Genomic DNA, 15223 nt, shown 5'->3' on the forward strand with positions numbered 1-15223 from the left:
GCAGTTTTGCTATAATGTGAGCTTGCGTCGCCGCGCGACGCCGCCGCGCGCAGCCTTCTGCGCGCGTGCCGGCAGCGCGCATGGGGCGGCGAGGGAAAACAGGGAAGAAGAGGTCATCATGAGCGAGTTGCTCTCGCAGCTGTGGACGCCGCAGATGCAGACCGCGTTCACGGTCGTGATCGTGCTGCTGGTCATCTTGTACGTGCTCTCCATCGTGTGGGTGGTGCGCGACGCCTACCTGCGCGGCACCACGTGGTACGTCTGGGCGGTCGTGGCGCTCATCCCCATCGTCGGCGTGATCGCGTACTGCCTGCTCCGCCCCCCGATGCTGCGCATCGACCGCGACGAGCAGGAGCTTGAGGTGGCCCTCAAGCAGCGGCAGCTCATGAAGTACGGCGAGTGCGCCGCCTGCGGGTACCCCGTCGAGGCCGACTACGTGCTCTGCCCGAACTGCCACGCCCAGCTCAAGAACCTCTGCATGCACTGCGGGCATGCGCTCGAGCCCACGTGGACGGTGTGCCCGTACTGCGCGACCCCGGTCGGCGCGGGCGAGGCGCGCCGCACCCGCCGTCCGCAGCCCCGGCCGCAGGGCGCGGTGCGCGAGCGGGCTCCCCGCGAGGCGCGTCCCGAGGGGCAGCCGCGCGGCTAGCGGCCAGCGGGCGGCATCCGCGCGAACGTGCGGCTCGCAGTTGCGGCTTGCAGCGCACAGCGCGCGGCGCGCAGGCGCACGCATACGTTGATTAAGGACTGGGCCGGGCCTTCCGGCTCAGTTTCTAATGGGATCGCGCCGCGGTACTCAAAGCCGCGGCGTTTGGACTTGCAGGTGCTCTGTATGCACCCGGCGAAGGAAAGGACATCATCATGAACATCGTTTTGCCTGACGGCTCGGTCAAGGAGCTGGCAGAGGGAGCCACCGTCGCCGACGTGGCCGCCTCCATCGGCGCGGGCTTGGCGAAGGCCGCGCTCGCCGGCATCGTGAACGATGCGCCGGTCGACCTTGGAGCCTCCGTGCACGAGGGCGACTCCGTGGCCGTCGTCACCGCGAAGAGCCCCGAGGGCATCGAGCTTTTGCGCCACTCCACGGCGCACGTCATGGCCGCCGCGCTCGTCGACCTGTACGGCGACGTGAAGTTCGGCGTGGGGCCGGCCATCGAGAACGGCTTCTACTACGACGTGCAGCTGCCCGAGGGCGCGGCCGTCTCCCCGGACGACTTCGAGCGCATCGAGGCGCGCATGGCCGAGATCGTGAAGGAGAACGAGGCGTTCGAGCGCGCCGAGGTCACCCGCGCCGAGGCGCTTGAGAAGTTCGCCGACCAGCCGTTCAAGGTGGAGCTCATCAACGAGCTGCCCGAGGACGCCGTCATCACCACGTACGCGATCGGCTCGTTCACCGACCTGTGCCGCGGCCCGCACCTGCCCGCCACGGGCAAGGTGGGCGCGTTCAAGCTCACCAAGGTGGCCGGCGCCTACTGGCGCGGCGACGCCGACCGCGAGATGCTCACGCGCATCTACGGCACCGCGTTCTTCAAGAAGTCGGAGCTCGAGGAGCATCTGCGCAACCTCGAGGAGGCCGAGAAGCGCGACCACCGCAAGCTCGGCCGCGAGCTGGGCATCTACATGATGGACCCCATGGCCGGCGTGGGCCTGCCGCTCTACCTCCCCAAGGGCGCGCGCATCATCCGCACCCTGCAGGAGTGGCTGCGTCGCGACTTGTACGACCGCGGCTACGAGGAGGTCATCACCCCGCACATCTACAACGCGGACGTGTGGAAGACCTCGGGCCACTACGGCTTCTACAAGGAGAACATGTACTTCTTCAACATCAACGAGGGCACCGACGAGGAGCCGCGCCTGTCCGAGTACGGCGTGAAGCCCATGAACTGCCCGGGCCACGTGATGCTGTACAGAAACGAGCTGCACTCCTACCGCGACCTGCCGCTGCGCTACTTCGAGTTCGGCACGGTGTACCGCCACGAGATGTCGGGCGTGGTGCACGGGCTTCTGCGCGCCCGCGGCTTCACGCAGGACGACGCGCACGTGTTCTGCACGCGCGACCAGGTGGTCGACGAGGTGGTGGCCATCCTCGACCTGGTTGACCACATCATGTCCACGTTCGGCTTCGCGTACGAGGCCGAGATCTCCACGCGCCCGGAGAAGTCCATCGGCACCGACGACATGTGGGAGCACGCCACCAACGCGCTCAAGGAGGCGTGCAAGCGCCATGACCTGGCCTATGAGATCAACGAGGGCGACGGCGCGTTCTACGGCCCGAAGATCGACATCAAGGTGAAGGACGCCATCGGGCGCACCTGGCAGTGCTCCACGGTGCAGGTCGACTTCAACCTTCCCATGCGCTTCGGCCTCACCTACCGCACCGAGGACAACACCGAGGAGACGCCCTGGATGCTGCACCGCGCCATCTTCGGCTCCATCGAGCGCTTCCTGGGCATCCTGATCGAGCACTACGCGGGCGCGCTGCCGCTGTGGCTGGCGCCCGTGCAGGTGGTGGTCATCCCGATCGCCGACCGCCACAAGGAGGCCGCCGCCGCCTTCGCCGCCGACGTCAAGGCCGCGGGCGGGCGCGTCGAGGTGTACGACCAGAACGAGCCCATGAAGGTGAAGATCGCGAAGGCCCAGAGCCAGAAGATCCCCTACATGGTGGTGCTCGGCGACAAGGAGGTCGAGAACGGCACCGTGTCCGTGCGCGACCGCGCCGAGGGCGACCAGGGCGCGTGGGAGCGCGCGAAGTTCCTCGAGGTCATCCGCGAGGCTGCGCTGTAGCTGGCACGCGACTGTGCTGCAACGTGAGGAGGACGCCCATGTCGTGGGCGCCCTCCTCTTTCATGTCGCTGAGCGGGTGAGTCGTCTGAGCTACCGGCCTTCTCGGCGGCGACGCTCGTGCGGGCCCTTGCGCCGCGCGCGGTGCTTCTCACGCTCGAGCGCGCGGTGGTCGCGCAGGATCTGCGCGGCGCGGCGCGGCTCGCTGGCGATCTCGCGCAGGGCCCCGCCGAGCTCGGCGTCGGCGGTGCGCAGGAGCAGCTGCGCTAGGAACGGCATGATGAACACGGTGACGCCGCCGGCCGCCACCAGCACCGAGGACGTCTCGGCGCTCATGGCCCCCGAGCTCGTGGCAACCGAGGTGACCGCCACGATGAGCGGGAGCGCCGTCGTGCAGTACAGCGCCACCGACAGGCGGCTGCGCGGCGTCATGTCGCGCGTCTCGCGGTCGGTGGTGATCGCCGCGAAGACGGGCACCGTGCGGACCAGCAGCAGGAGCACGATGAACTCGACGAGCAGAAGCGGGTTGGCGAACACGGCGGTCATGTCGATCTTCGCGCCCGAGACGATGAAGAACAGCGGGATGAAGAACCCGTGCGCGATGGCGGAGAGCTTGCCCTCGAGCGCCTCGCTTCCCTCGGGGATCACGTAGCGGATGACGAAGCCGGCGGCGAACGACCCCAGCACGATGTCCAGGTTGAACACGGCCGACAGCGCCGTCAGCGCGACGAGCATCATGACGACCGACCTCACGAGCATCTGCGTGTTGTTCTCGGCGTTGCGCGAGATGAACCGCATGACGAAGCCGCCGGCCTGGCGCGCGCGGCGCGGCACCACGGCGGCTGCCACGGCCACGGCGGCGAAGGCCGCCAGGATGAGCACGGTCTCCCAGCGGGCGCGCGTGGAGAGCAGCAGCGCCATGGCGATGATGGGCCCGAGCTCGCCCCACGTGCCGTAGGAGAGCACCGCGCCGCCCTCGCGCGTGCTCATGAGGCCGCGGTCTTGCAGGATGGGGAGCAGCGTGCCGAGCGCGGTGGTGGTGAGCGCGATGGCCACGGCGATGCCGTCGGTCTCGCGCGCGCTGAACAGGGGCCACAGCGCCACCGCCGCGAACGCGATGAGGAGCGTGACGAGCCACGTGGCCGCGCCGCGCCGCCCTTGGCGGCCCGTGATGCTCTCGGGGTTGATCTCGTAGCCGGCGAGCAGGAACAAGAACGCCAGCCCCAGCTCGGAGAGGAGCGACACGGCGTCGCTCAGCTCGACGACGCCCAGCACGTGGGGGCCGAGCAGCATGCCCGCGACCAGCAGAAGCACGGTCTCCGGGATCGACTTCCCCGGGATGAACTGGGCGATGAGCGGGCAGGCGAACGCCGCGAGCGCGATGTAGGCCAGCGTGACGAGCTCAGCAGCCAAGGTAGCGCTCCAATGCGCTCCAGCTGCGCGCGGCCGCGGCCGCGCCCTGCTCGTAGAGGTCGAGCAGCTTCGCCTGGTTCTGCTCCATGCTCGACACCTCCACGGGGCGCTCGGGGCGTATCAGGAAGATCTCGCCTGACGCGTGCATGCGCTCGAGCGCGCGGTAGGTGCGGTTGTACTCGAAGTGGCGGTGCGCCACGCGCTCCACGAAGCAGGGGTACTCGGCGTAGCGCTGGCGGACGAGCGGCAGCAGCTTGTTGGGGCTCTTGCGGTAGGAGGCGTCCTGCGTGCACACCACGATGTGCTTGGACGCGCCCATGATCTGCGAGCGCACGATGGGGACGCTGTCGCAGCTGCCGCCGTCGAGGAGCTTCTTGCCGTCTATCTCCACGATCTCGCTCACGAGCGGCATGGAGGCTGAGGCGATCACGTAGGGGAGGTCGGCGCGCGCGTCGGCCATGAGGTGGTAGTCGGCCTCGCCGAGCTCGAGGTCGCTCGACACGGCCGTGAGCGTCATGGGGGAGCGGTCGAACGCCTCGTAGGGGAAGGGGTCGTACACGTTGGGGATGAGGTCGAAGCTCATCTCGCGCCCGAAGGCGTTGCCCGTGCGCACGTAGCTCTTGAGCGAGAGGTAGCGCCAGTCGGTGCAGTACTTCAGGTTCACGTAGGCGCCGCGCCCGCGCTGCCCGGCCACGTAGTTGTAGCCCATGAGCGCGCCGGCTGACGTGCCGATGACGTTCTCGCAGAACAGCCCGCGGTCCATGAGCACGTCGAGCACGCCGGCGGTGAACAGCCCCCGCATGGCGCCGCCCTCGAGCACCAGGTTGGCGTGCGTTACGGCGTGCCCCTCGTAGGCGATGGGGAAGGTGACGCCAGAGGGCTCGTAGTCGGGGTGCGCAAGATCGGTGCTCATGGGTCTCCTTTCTCGGTTTACGCCATTATAGCGGTGCGCGGGCGATGCGCCTTGCGCGAGGGCGAGTTTGGAGTTGAATTGACGTGAAGCGCAGCGCGCAAAGGGACGCGCGCGCGGGGCGGACGTCGCTTGTGCGGGCGCGCCCTCGGGCGCGCAGCTTGCGGTGCGCGGGCATGCAGGAGAGTGCGCGCGGCACGCTCGCGCACCCCTTCTCGCCCGCGCCGCTTACGCCGTATTTCTGCCTTAAATGCCGTTTCGAAAACGAAGGGGCTTCGCATGGGGCCGACAGGATAGAATGAGACCGAACTAAGGCATAACGCAGCGGCCGCAAAGCGCGGCCAACGACGAAAAGGAGTTGGATTATGAGCGAAGTTGTTTCCTCTGAGAATTTCCAGACGAAGGTGCTCGAGTCTGACAAGCCCGTGCTCGTGGACTTCTTCGCGACGTGGTGCGGCCCGTGCCGCATGGTGGCGCCGGTGCTCGACGAGATCGCCGCTGAGATGGAGGGCAAGGCGCTCGTGTGCAAGGTCGACATCGACCAGAGCCCCGACATCGCGGCGCGCTACGGCGTGAGCTCGGTGCCCACGCTCATGGTGTTCGAGAACGGCCAGGTGAAGAAGCAGACGGTGGGCGCCCAGCCCAAGCAGAGCCTGCTCGCGCTGCTCGCCTGAGCCAGCTTGATCCGCTGAGCCTGCGCGCCCTCGGGTTCTCCCCGGGGGCGCTTTTGCTACCTTCGACATGAACGAGGAGACCGCCATGGCTGACATGCAAGACAAGGGCACCACGCGGGAGACCTTCGACCTCGCCGTGATCGGCGCGGGGCCGGCGGGCATGACGGCGGCGCTCTACGCGGCCCGCGCGGGGCTTTCCTGCGCGGTGTTCGAGCGCCTCTCGCCGGGCGGGCAGCTCGCCCAGACCGAGCACCTGGAGAACTACCCCGGCTACACGCAGTCGACGAGCGGGTTCGACCTGGCCATGCAGATGCACGAGCAGGCCGCCTCGTTCGGCGCGCGCTTCGTCAGCGAGGAGGTCGTCTCGGTGGACTTCGCCGGCGCCCCCAAGCTCATCGACACGGCGTTCGGCGCCTACGCGGCCCGCGCGGTCATCGTGGCGACGGGCGCGCGCCCAGCCAAGCTCGGGCTCGCGCGCGAGGATGAGCTCGCGGGGCGCGGCGTGTCGTACTGCGCCACCTGCGACGGCAACTTCTTCCGCGGACGCGACGTGGTGGTGGTCGGCGGCGGCAACACCGCGGCGGCTGACGCCATCTACCTCTCGCGCATCTGCGGCAAGGTGTACGTGGTGCACCGCCGCGACCGCCTGCGCGCCACGGCCATCTACCACCAGCGCCTGGCCGACCTGGAGAACGTCGAGTTCGTGTGGAACGCCGAGGTGACCGAGATCAAGGCCCCCGAGGGCAAGGTGGAAGGCGTGCGCGTGCGCGACAAGGTGACGGGGGAGATGCGCGACATCGACTGCGCCGCCCTGTTCGTCGCCGTGGGCATGCGCCCCAACACCGAGTTTCTGGCCGGCGCGCTGCAGCTCGACGAGACGGGCTACGTGCGCGCCGACGAGCTGGGCGCGACGGCCACGCCGGGCGTGTACGCGGCGGGCGACGTGCGCACCAAGGCGCTGCGCCAGGTGGTCACGGCCGTGTCCGACGGCGCGAACTGCGCCGAGGCGGCCGCTGAGTTCTTGAGCGAGTAGGGCCGGCGGCGCGCGCAGCCTGCGTTGCGGGGCTCGTCGCGGCCCGTTCGGCGCGCTGCACGCGCTCGGACGGGCCGCCGGGCGCTGTCTCGGCACGAGGTTTTGCCTCGTCCCGCGCATCTGATACACTGTATAGCTGCTGAAAAAACGGGGCTGCGCACGTCGCGTGCCCCTTCAAGTCACGAAATCGAGAGTCGAAGAAGGATACGCGCCCATGCAAGGTACGGACATGCGAGAGAAGCTCGCCAAGATCATCGATGCCTACGAGGACCTCCAGGCAAGGCTGGGCGACCCGGCTGTCCTGGCCGACCAGAAGGAGTACACGCGCCTGTCGAAGGAGTACGCGAGCCAGGGCCCGCTCGTGGAGAAGGCGCGGGAGTACCTCCAGGCGTGCGAGGACATCGACGACGCGAAGGAGATGCTCGGCGACCCCGACATGAAGGAGTTCGCGCAGGAGACCATCGCCGAGGCCGAGGCGAAGCTGCCCGCGCTCGAAGAGGACATCAAGTTCATGCTGATCCCGTCCGACCCGGCTGACGAGAAGGACATCATCGTGGAGATCCGCGCGGCCGCGGGCGGCGACGAGGCGGCCATCTTCGCAGGCGACCTGCACAAGATGTACATGCGCTTCTGCGAGTCGCATCGCTGGAAGGTGGAGACGCTCGACGTGTCGCCCTCCGAGGCCGGCGGCTACAAGGAGATCCAGTTCAAGGTGAAGGGCGACAAGGTCTACTCCGTCATGAAGTTCGAGAGCGGCGTGCACCGCGTGCAGCGCGTTCCCAAGACGGAGAGCCAGGGCCGCATCCACACCTCCACGGCCACCGTGGCCGTGCTGCCCGAGGCCGACGAGGTCGAGGTGGAGATCAACGAGGGCGACCTGCGCATCGACGTGTACCGCGCGGGCGGCCCGGGCGGCCAGTGCGTCAACACCACCGACTCGGCCGTGCGCATCACGCACCTGCCGACGGGCTTGGTGGTGCAGTCGCAGGACCAGAAGTCGCAGCTGCAGAACAAGATCGCGGCCATGGCCGTGCTGCGCGCGCGCCTGTACGAGAAGATGCTCGCCGAGCAGCAGGCCGCCGAGGGCGCCGAGCGCCTCGCGCAGATCGGCTCGGGCGACCGAAGCGAGAAGATCCGCACGTACAACGGCCCGCAGGACCGCGTGACCGACCATCGCATCGGGTTCAACTCCACGTACAACGGCGTGCTCCTCGGCGACAACCTCGGCGACGTGATCACCGCGCTGCAGGCAGCCGACCGCGCCCGCAAGCTGGAGAACGCGGTAGAGTAGTTGAGCGTTACGAACGGCCTGTGACGGAGATCGTTTCATAATTCATATGACTAATCCCGGCAACAACGACGAGATCTGGACCGTCAAGGCGGCCTTGGACTGGACGTGCGGGTACCTTGAGCGCAAGGGCGACGAGAACCCGCGCCTCTCGGCCCAGTGGCTCCTTTCCGAGGCGTGCGGCCTGTCGCGCATCGAGCTGTACATGAACGCGGCGCGCCCGCTCTCCCTGGACGAGCGCGCCGTGCTGCGCGGCTACGTGACGCGCCGCGGGCGGGGCGAGCCGCTGCAGTACATCACCGGCGAGGTGGGTTTCCGCCACATCACGGTGCGCGTGCGCCCCGGCGTGCTCATCCCGCGCCCCGAGACCGAAGTGCTGGTGAGCGAGGTGCTCGCCGCGCTGCCCGCGCCCGCGCGCCCGCGCGCGTTCGACTCCACCATATCCGCCGCCGAGGGCGAGGAGCTCGCCGCCGCGCAGGCCGTCCGCGCCCTTGCGGCCGAAGGGGAGCGCGCGGCCGCCGAGGGCGCGCCCAGCGTGGGGCGCGCTGACGAGGCTGGTGCGGGGGAGCCTGCGGGTCCTGACCCCTTCGCCTCCATGCCGCAGAAGCCGCAGGCCGTCGGCGCGGGCGAGCTTCTCGTGGCCGACATCTGCACGGGATCGGGCTGCATCGCCTGCTCGCTCGCCTACGAGCACGCGGGCGTGCGCGTGGTGGCCACCGACATCGCGCCCGAGGCCGTCGCCCTCGCGCGCGAGAACGCCGAGGCCCTCGGGCTCTCCGACCGCGTGGAGGTGCTCCAGGGCAACCTCGGTGACGCGATCGACCCACGCCTTGCGGGCGCCTTCGACGCCGTCGTCTCCAACCCGCCCTACGTTCCCACCGACGTGCTCGCGCAGATCCCGCGCGAGGTGGCCGCCTTCGAGCCTGCGCTCGCGCTCGACGGGGGAGCTGACGGGCTCGACCTCTTCCGTCCGCTTTCCGCGTGGGCGCACGCGGCCCTGAAGCCGGGCGGCGTGCTCGCCGTCGAGCTGCACGAAGGGCACCTCGACCAGGCGGCCGAGGTGGCGCGCGCGGCGGGGTTCGCGGACGTGCGCATCGTCTCCGACCTCGCGCAGCGCCCGCGCGTCCTTGTGGCGGCCAAGCGCTCGGCGTTGGTGTATCATTAAAGGGTTTTATTTCAGGTAAACGACCGCGCGCGGGGAAGCGTCCTCGGCGGCGCGCCCGCGCCTGCGCGCTTCAAGCTGCGCGGGTGGGGGCGCCGCGTCGTGCGGTCATGCGAAGGAAGAAGCACCATGCCCATCACCGAAGCGCTCATCCGCAACGCGTTTCTCCACGGAAGCGAAGTCGCCCTCACCGAGATCAACCCAGCCGTCCGCGAAGAGCATGGCGTGACGTGGAGCGAGTTCGACCTCGTCGAGCCCAACCCCGCCAAGCGCTACCGCCGCGAGATCACGTGGCGCGAGTTCAACGAGCAGTCAAACCGCTTCGCGCACCTCCTGCTCGACTCCGGCATCGGGCGCGGCAACAAGGTGGCGCTTCTGCTGATGAACTGCCTCGAGTGGCTGCCGCTGTACTTCGGCGTGCTCAAGACGGGCGCCGTGGTGGTGCCGCTCAACTACCGCTACACGGCCGACGAGATCAAGTACTGCCTCGAGCTCTCCGACGCCGACGTGCTCGTGTTCGGCCCCGAGTTCACAAGCCGCATGGCCGAGATCGCCGACGCCATCCCGCGCGTGCGCGATCAGTACTTCCTCGGCGAGGTGGAGGAGTGCCCCGCCTTCGCGCGCCACCTCGGCGGCCACCTCGTGCACTTCGCTGCCGAGGACCCGTGCATCGAGCTCGTCGACGACGACGAGGCCGCCATCTACTTCTCCTCAGGGACCACGGGCTTCCCGAAGGCCATCCTGCACAACCACGAGAGCCTCGTGTGCGCCGCCGAGACCGAGCAGCATCACCACGGCCAGACGCGCGACGACGTGTTCCTGTGCATCCCGCCGCTGTACCACACGGGCGCGAAGATGCACTGGTTCGGCAGCCTCCTGTCCTGCTCGCGCGCGGTGCTTCTGCGCGGCGTGCGCCCCGACTGGATCATGCGCACGGTGTCGGAGGAGGGCTGCACCGTGGTGTGGCTGCTCGTGCCGTGGGCCCAGGACATCCTCGACGCGCTTGACCGCGGCGACATCAACATGGACGAGCATCGCCTCGCTCAGTGGCGCCTCATGCACATCGGCGCCCAGCCGGTGCCGCCCTCGCTCATCAAGCGCTGGAAGGCGTACTTCCCGAACCACCTCTACGACACGAACTACGGCCTGTCCGAGTCGACCGGCCCCGGCTGCGTCCACCTGGGCGTGGAGAACATCGAGCACGTCGGCGCCATCGGCGTGCCGGGCTACCGCTGGGAGGCCGAGGTGCGCAACGCGGCCGACGCGGCCGTGGAACCCGGGTCGGGCGAGGTCGGCGAGCTCGTGGTGCGCGGGCGCGGCCTCATGACCTGCTACTACAAGGATCCGACGGCTACCGAGGCCGTGCTCAAGGACGGCTGGCTCTACACGGGCGACATGGCCGAGGTCGACGCCGACGGCTTCATCTACCTGGTCGACCGCAAGAAGGACGTCATCATCTCGGGCGGCGAGAACCTCTACCCCGTGCAGATCGAGGACTTCCTGCGCGCGCACGACGCCGTCAAGGACGTGGCCGTCATCGGCCTGCCCGACGAGCGCCTCGGCGAGATCGCCACGGCCATCATCGAGCTCAAGCCCGACCACGTGGCCACCGAGGACGACATCAACGAGTTCTGCCTCGGCCTGCCGCGCTACAAGCGCCCGCGCAAGATCATCTTCGAGGACGTGCCGCGCAACCCCACCGGGAAGATCGAGAAGCCCCTCCTGCGCGAGCGCTACGGCGCCGACCGCCTGGTGGGCAAGGAGTCGGCGCGCTAGGAGCGCGCCAGGGGCAAGGGCGCGCCGCGGCCGCGCGGCTGGCGAGGTCGCGGGAAGCCGCGCTGGCCTGCGGCAGGGGCCGCGTCAACTCGTGGCCGCGAGAAGCCGCGCCAGGCCGCGAGAACTTAGGGAAAGGAGCTGCGCCTCATGGCTGAGGGCACGTTGAAGGAGCGCTTGGCGGAGTCGAGCGCGCAGATGCGCGAGCGCATGGGGGAGCGCGCGCCGAAGGTGGGCGTCATCTTGGGGTCGGGGCTCGGCCCTCTGGCCGAGCAGATCGCCGACGCGCTCCTCATCCCGTTCGGCGAGGTGCCGCACATGAAGCGCTCGACGGCCACGGGCCACGTGGGCCGCTTCGTGGTGGGCGCGCTCGGCGGGCGCGAGGTCATCTGCATGCAGGGGCGCCTGCACGGCTACGAGGGCAACACGGCGCAGGAGGTGGCCTACCCGGTGTGGCTCATGCACGAGCTCGGCGTGGACACCCTCATCACCACGAACGCCGCCGGCGCCATCAACGCGGGCTACGAGGTGGGCGACTTCTGCATCATGAGCGACCACATCAACTTCACGGGGCGCAACCCCGTGGCGGGAACCGAGCCTGACGAGGTGGCCTTCCGCTTCTTCTCCATGAAGGACGCCTACGACCCCGCCCTGCGCACGCTGGCGCACGAGGCGGCCGACGAGCTCGGCATACGCGTGCAGGAAGGCGTCTACCTGGGACTTCTGGGCCCGAGCTTCGAGACGCCCGCCGAGATCCGCGCGTTTCGCACCTGGGGCGCCGACACGGTGGCCATGAGCGTGTGCGAGGAGGTCATCGCAGCGCGGCACGTGGGGATGCGCGTGCTCGGCATGTCGCTCGTGTCGAACATGGCGTGCGGCGTGGAGGGCGCGAGCCCCTCCGACCAAGAGGTGTTCGAGGTGGCGAAGAGCCGCGAGGCCGACTTCTGCCGCCTGGTCACGGCTATCGTGGAGCGCCTCTAGGTGCGCTGTTGCTGACGCAACAGCGCATGAGCCGACGCTGCGGGAGGGCCTGGTCGCCCATATGCTCGCTCCAAGCCTTCGTCACGTACCCAGTACGCTTCCTCAGGCTTTCGCGGCATATGGGCGACCAGGCCCTCCCTCGCTGACTTGTATTCGGAAGGTGATTTCCTTGTTGCTGTTGCATGTTCTGGCGAGCGGGTCGAAGGGCAACGCGGCCATCGTGGAGGATGCCTCCACGGGACGCGGCGTGCTCGTCGACTGCGGCATCTGCAAGCGCGACCTGTTCGCGCGCGCCGCGGCGGCGGGGTTCGACCTCGCGCGCCTCGACGCCATCCTCATCACCCACGACCATACCGACCACGTGAAGGGCCTCGGCGTGGCGACGCGGGGCTTGGCGAAGGCGCGCTCCGCTGCCGTGCCGCCCGTGTACGCGCTCGGCCCCGTGCGCGCGGCGAGCGCCGAGATCGCCAAGGTCGAGGGCGCCTGCGACGTGCGCGACATGCGCTGCGGCGCGTCCTTCGGCATCGGGCCCGTCGGCGTGTACCCCTTCCGCACCTCGCATGACGCGGCCGCCTCGTGCGGCTTCCGCTTCGAGGACGCAGGCGGCGACGCGCTCGGGTACGTGACCGACACGGGGGTCCTCACCGACGAGGCGCGCGACGCCCTGCGCGAGGTGCGCATGCTGGCGCTCGAGAGCAACCACGACGAGCGCATGCTGCGCGAAGGGCCCTACCCGTGGGCGCTCAAGCAGCGCGTGGCCTCCGACCGGGGGCACCTCTCCAACGCGCAGGCGGCCGACGCGCTCCTAAGCCTGCTCTCCCCGCGGCTCGAGCAGGTGGTGGGCATGCACCTGTCCGAGAACAACAACCTGCCGTCTCTGGCCGCCCGCGCGCTGACCGGCGCGCTCGCGCAGGCCGGGCATCCGGCGCGCGTGGCCTGCGCGGCGCAGCACCTGCTCGTGAGCGTGCGGTAGGGGCCGTGCCCGCGGTGCGCTTTTCGTGAGCATGCGGTAGGGGCTATGCCCGCGGTGCGCCTTTCGTGAACGTGCCGGCGATTCGGGCCCCTTGCAAAAATAAACGCTAGAATTGGCAGAAATCTTCAGATATTTGTCTCCCCATGAGCCCCCATGGGCCATTTGCGGGCGAACGCAGGAGCGCATCGGGGTAAAACCGCAGGTCAGCTTTTTCGACAAAGTCGTGAAAGCGCGCCAGGGCACCACGAAATGACAAACATCTGAAGATTTCTGCCAAAATGATCCCCGAAATCTGCAAGGAGGCTTCATGTCCGACTCGCTCTACCCCGCTCCCGTCATTGACCCGAGCGCCTTCGTGGCGCAAAGCGCCGTCATCGTCGGCGACGTGACCATCGGCGCTGACGCAACGGTGCTGTTCAACGCCACGTTGCGCGGCGACTGCGACAGTCGCATCGTGGTGGGCGACCGCACCAACATCCAGGAGCTCGCCTGCGTGCACGTGTCGCACAGCGCCGACACCCTCATCGGCTCCGACGTGACGGTGGGCCACGGCGCGATCGTCCACGGCTGCACCATCGGCGACGGCACGCTCGTGGGCATGGGCGCGATCATCATCGACGGCGCGCGCGTTGGCGAGCGCTGCCTCATCGGCGCGGGCGCGCTCGTCACGGGCTCGGCTGACATTCCCGACGAGATGCTGGTGATCGGCTCGCCCGCGCGCGCCGTGCGCAAGCTCACGCCTGAGGAGGTCGAGGGCCTGGCGGTTTCCGCGCGCGACTACGTGCAGGTCGGGCGCGACCTCGCGCAGGCGGGCCTGAACAGCGCGCGGTAGCGCGAGGGGCGGCGTGCGGGAAGCGCGGGGCGTGCGAGGGGCACGCTGGGTGTGCGGGGCGGCTCGCGAGACGGCGTAGAGCGTGCGGGATGCAGCTCGCGAAACTCCGCGTGACTCGCGCCACGCGCAGCAACCCCTCCTCTCAGGACGAGCCCTGCGCGCTGATGGCGAACAGCGCCGCGCTTGCGCGGATGACGTCGTCGAACGTCCAGCTCTGCTGGGTGCGCACGGCGTTCGACGGGTCGGCGATGTCAAGCTCGCTGCGCGCGTTCACGCCCTCGAGCACGATGCACGCGGGCGCGGCGGCGAAGGTGGCGGGCTTGGTCACCACCACGACGGGGCGCCTGTGCCCGAGCGCCTGGCGTATGGCGGGCTCGCTCGCCTCTATCGGCAGGGCGTCGAGGCCGTGCGCCGCGGCGCCGGCGACCACGAGCGCGGTGAGCGTGCTCGTGTCGAGCGCGGTGAGCTCTCCCTCTGAGGCGAAGGCGGCGAAGTCCGCAGGCGTGAGGGAGGCGTCGCCCGTCTGCTGCACGTAGGCCATGGCGAGGCTCGTGGGCGCCGACCCGGCCGTCTCGAGCGTGCCGAACCCGTAGGGGACCTCGGCCCACTGCGCGTCTCCTTGGAACAGGTGGGGGAGGGTTCCCTTCTCCCACTCGTCTGCCGGCGTGCTCTCGGCGGCCTTCACGTTGGCGGCGAAGTACGGCGAGCTCGGCGCGGCCGGGGCTTGGGGAAGCGCCTCGCGGAAGAGCAGCACGGCCGCCACGCACAAAACCGCGGTGAGCGCGAACACGCCTGCGGCGCGCAGGTAGGCGCCGCGGTGCTCCCGGGCCGAGGCGAGCGGATGCGACTCACGCGCCGCGTGCCTGAGCGCCGCGAGCGACACGGGCGCGTCGCACGAGGGGCAGGCGACGGAGGGGCGCATGCGCCGCGCATGCCGCTTGAGCGGCGGGTAGGTGATGAGGCTCGATCCTGCGAGCGGGTGCTGGACGTCGCGCCGCGCGCTTCCCTTCGCCATGAGGACTCCTTCCACGTCAGCGTTTCCGCCAGTGTAAGAAGCCCCACCCGCCCCGCGCCCCGCGCCCGCCGCCTCGTAACCCCACAACAAGCAAAGGGAAACCTCCCCGTCACCCGCTTCCCGCGCCCTCTCCCGCCCGATCGCGCCCCACGTCCTGCGTGCGCGTGCGCGCCCTCCCGCCCGACCGCGCCGCGTGCACGGCGTAACGTTTTTGGGGAGGTATAGCGACTCCGGCGACGAGGGCAGCCGCCAGGCTGGCCGACAAGCCGGAGCGAGGCGAAGGGGGCTCCCCTAATCTCTTATCGACCAAGAATCGAGAAAGAGAGGAGCCCTCCATGGACAATCCTACCGCATGCGCGGCCGCTTCGGCGGCCCTGGCCGACGTATTCAC

General features: G+C 69.3%; 13 protein-coding genes. 10 read left to right on the forward strand and 3 right to left on the reverse strand.

The features are described 5' to 3' along the window. Positions 1-118: 118 nt before the first annotated feature. Together G7Y49_RS02765 and thrS are read left to right on the forward strand one after the other, a co-directional pair. Positions 119-649: a zinc ribbon domain-containing protein gene (locus G7Y49_RS02765; RefSeq protein WP_165170996.1), complete on the forward strand. Its 531-nt coding sequence runs from the start codon at positions 119-121 to the stop codon at positions 647-649. Between the two features lie 212 nt (positions 650-861). Continuing rightward, complete coding sequence (gene thrS / locus G7Y49_RS02770; RefSeq protein ID WP_165170997.1) at positions 862-2781, forward strand: threonine--tRNA ligase; 1920 nt, start codon at positions 862-864, stop codon at positions 2779-2781. A gap of 90 nt (positions 2782-2871) precedes the next feature. On the opposite strand, the gene G7Y49_RS02775 is transcribed toward thrS, so the two are convergent. After that, complete coding sequence (locus tag G7Y49_RS02775; RefSeq protein ID WP_165170998.1) at positions 2872-4191, reverse strand: cation:proton antiporter; 1320 nt, start codon at positions 4189-4191, stop codon at positions 2872-2874. Beyond that, a complete protein-coding gene (locus G7Y49_RS02780; RefSeq protein ID WP_165170999.1) occupies positions 4181-5104 on the reverse strand; it encodes a patatin family protein in 924 nt (307 codons plus the stop codon). Before G7Y49_RS02780 ends, G7Y49_RS02775 begins: the two co-directional genes overlap by 11 nt. A gap of 362 nt (positions 5105-5466) precedes the next feature. On the opposite strand from G7Y49_RS02780, the gene trxA reads away from it, so the two are divergent. From trxA to G7Y49_RS02820, 8 genes are all read left to right on the forward strand, one after another. After that, a complete protein-coding gene (trxA, locus tag G7Y49_RS02785) occupies positions 5467-5775 on the forward strand; it encodes a thioredoxin (RefSeq protein WP_165171000.1) in 309 nt (102 codons plus the stop codon). A gap of 85 nt (positions 5776-5860) precedes the next feature. Next, the gene (gene trxB / locus G7Y49_RS02790) at positions 5861-6808 is read left to right on the forward strand and encodes a thioredoxin-disulfide reductase (RefSeq protein WP_241157238.1); all 948 of its coding nucleotides are present in this window, start codon (positions 5861-5863) and stop codon (positions 6806-6808) included. Positions 6809-7037: 229 nt separating this feature from the next. Continuing rightward, positions 7038-8099 (forward strand): peptide chain release factor 1, encoded by a 1062-nt coding sequence (gene prfA / locus G7Y49_RS02795; RefSeq protein WP_165171001.1) that lies wholly within the window; start codon positions 7038-7040, stop codon positions 8097-8099. 46 nt (positions 8100-8145) lie between these two features. Then, on the forward strand, positions 8146-9261 hold the full coding sequence (locus G7Y49_RS02800) for a HemK/PrmC family methyltransferase (protein ID WP_165171002.1): 1116 nt from the start codon (positions 8146-8148) through the stop codon (positions 9259-9261). Between the two features lie 126 nt (positions 9262-9387). After that, positions 9388-11034: a class I adenylate-forming enzyme family protein gene (locus G7Y49_RS02805; protein WP_165171003.1), complete on the forward strand. Its 1647-nt coding sequence runs from the start codon at positions 9388-9390 to the stop codon at positions 11032-11034. Between the two features lie 147 nt (positions 11035-11181). Continuing rightward, positions 11182-12012, forward strand: coding sequence for a purine-nucleoside phosphorylase (locus G7Y49_RS02810; RefSeq protein ID WP_165171005.1), 831 nt, complete (start codon positions 11182-11184; stop codon positions 12010-12012). A gap of 169 nt (positions 12013-12181) precedes the next feature. Continuing rightward, on the forward strand, positions 12182-12985 hold the full coding sequence (locus tag G7Y49_RS02815; RefSeq protein WP_370519571.1) for an MBL fold metallo-hydrolase: 804 nt from the start codon (positions 12182-12184) through the stop codon (positions 12983-12985). Between the two features lie 307 nt (positions 12986-13292). Next, positions 13293-13817 (forward strand): gamma carbonic anhydrase family protein, encoded by a 525-nt coding sequence (locus G7Y49_RS02820; RefSeq protein WP_165171009.1) that lies wholly within the window; start codon positions 13293-13295, stop codon positions 13815-13817. A gap of 142 nt (positions 13818-13959) precedes the next feature. On the opposite strand, the gene G7Y49_RS02825 is transcribed toward G7Y49_RS02820, so the two are convergent. After that, positions 13960-14832, reverse strand: coding sequence for a papain-like cysteine protease family protein (locus G7Y49_RS02825; RefSeq protein ID WP_165171011.1), 873 nt, complete (start codon positions 14830-14832; stop codon positions 13960-13962). Between the last annotated feature and the right edge of the window lie 391 nt (positions 14833-15223).

The organism is Adlercreutzia sp. ZJ242, assembly GCF_011038995.1.
Classification (GTDB): domain Bacteria; phylum Actinomycetota; class Coriobacteriia; order Coriobacteriales; family Eggerthellaceae; genus CAAEEV01.

Excerpts from the sequence above, each read along its gene's own strand:
- G7Y49_RS02800 (WP_165171002.1), top strand. The coding sequence starts at position 8,146 with ATGACTAATCCCGGCAACAACGACGAGATCTGGACCGTCAAGGCGGCC.
- trxB (WP_241157238.1), top strand. The coding sequence starts at position 5,861 with ATGGCTGACATGCAAGACAAGGGCACCACGCGGGAGACCTTCGACCTC.
- prfA (WP_165171001.1), top strand. The coding sequence starts at position 7,038 with ATGCGAGAGAAGCTCGCCAAGATCATCGATGCCTACGAGGACCTCCAG.
- G7Y49_RS02805 (WP_165171003.1), top strand. The coding sequence starts at position 9,388 with ATGCCCATCACCGAAGCGCTCATCCGCAACGCGTTTCTCCACGGAAGC.
- G7Y49_RS02825 (WP_165171011.1), bottom strand. The coding sequence starts at position 14,832 with ATGGCGAAGGGAAGCGCGCGGCGCGACGTCCAGCACCCGCTCGCAGGA.
- trxA (WP_165171000.1), top strand. The coding sequence starts at position 5,467 with ATGAGCGAAGTTGTTTCCTCTGAGAATTTCCAGACGAAGGTGCTCGAG.
- G7Y49_RS02810 (WP_165171005.1), top strand. The coding sequence starts at position 11,182 with ATGGCTGAGGGCACGTTGAAGGAGCGCTTGGCGGAGTCGAGCGCGCAG.
- G7Y49_RS02780 (WP_165170999.1), bottom strand. The coding sequence starts at position 5,104 with ATGAGCACCGATCTTGCGCACCCCGACTACGAGCCCTCTGGCGTCACC.
- G7Y49_RS02765 (WP_165170996.1), top strand. The coding sequence starts at position 119 with ATGAGCGAGTTGCTCTCGCAGCTGTGGACGCCGCAGATGCAGACCGCG.
- G7Y49_RS02820 (WP_165171009.1), top strand. The coding sequence starts at position 13,293 with ATGTCCGACTCGCTCTACCCCGCTCCCGTCATTGACCCGAGCGCCTTC.
- thrS (WP_165170997.1), top strand. The coding sequence starts at position 862 with ATGAACATCGTTTTGCCTGACGGCTCGGTCAAGGAGCTGGCAGAGGGA.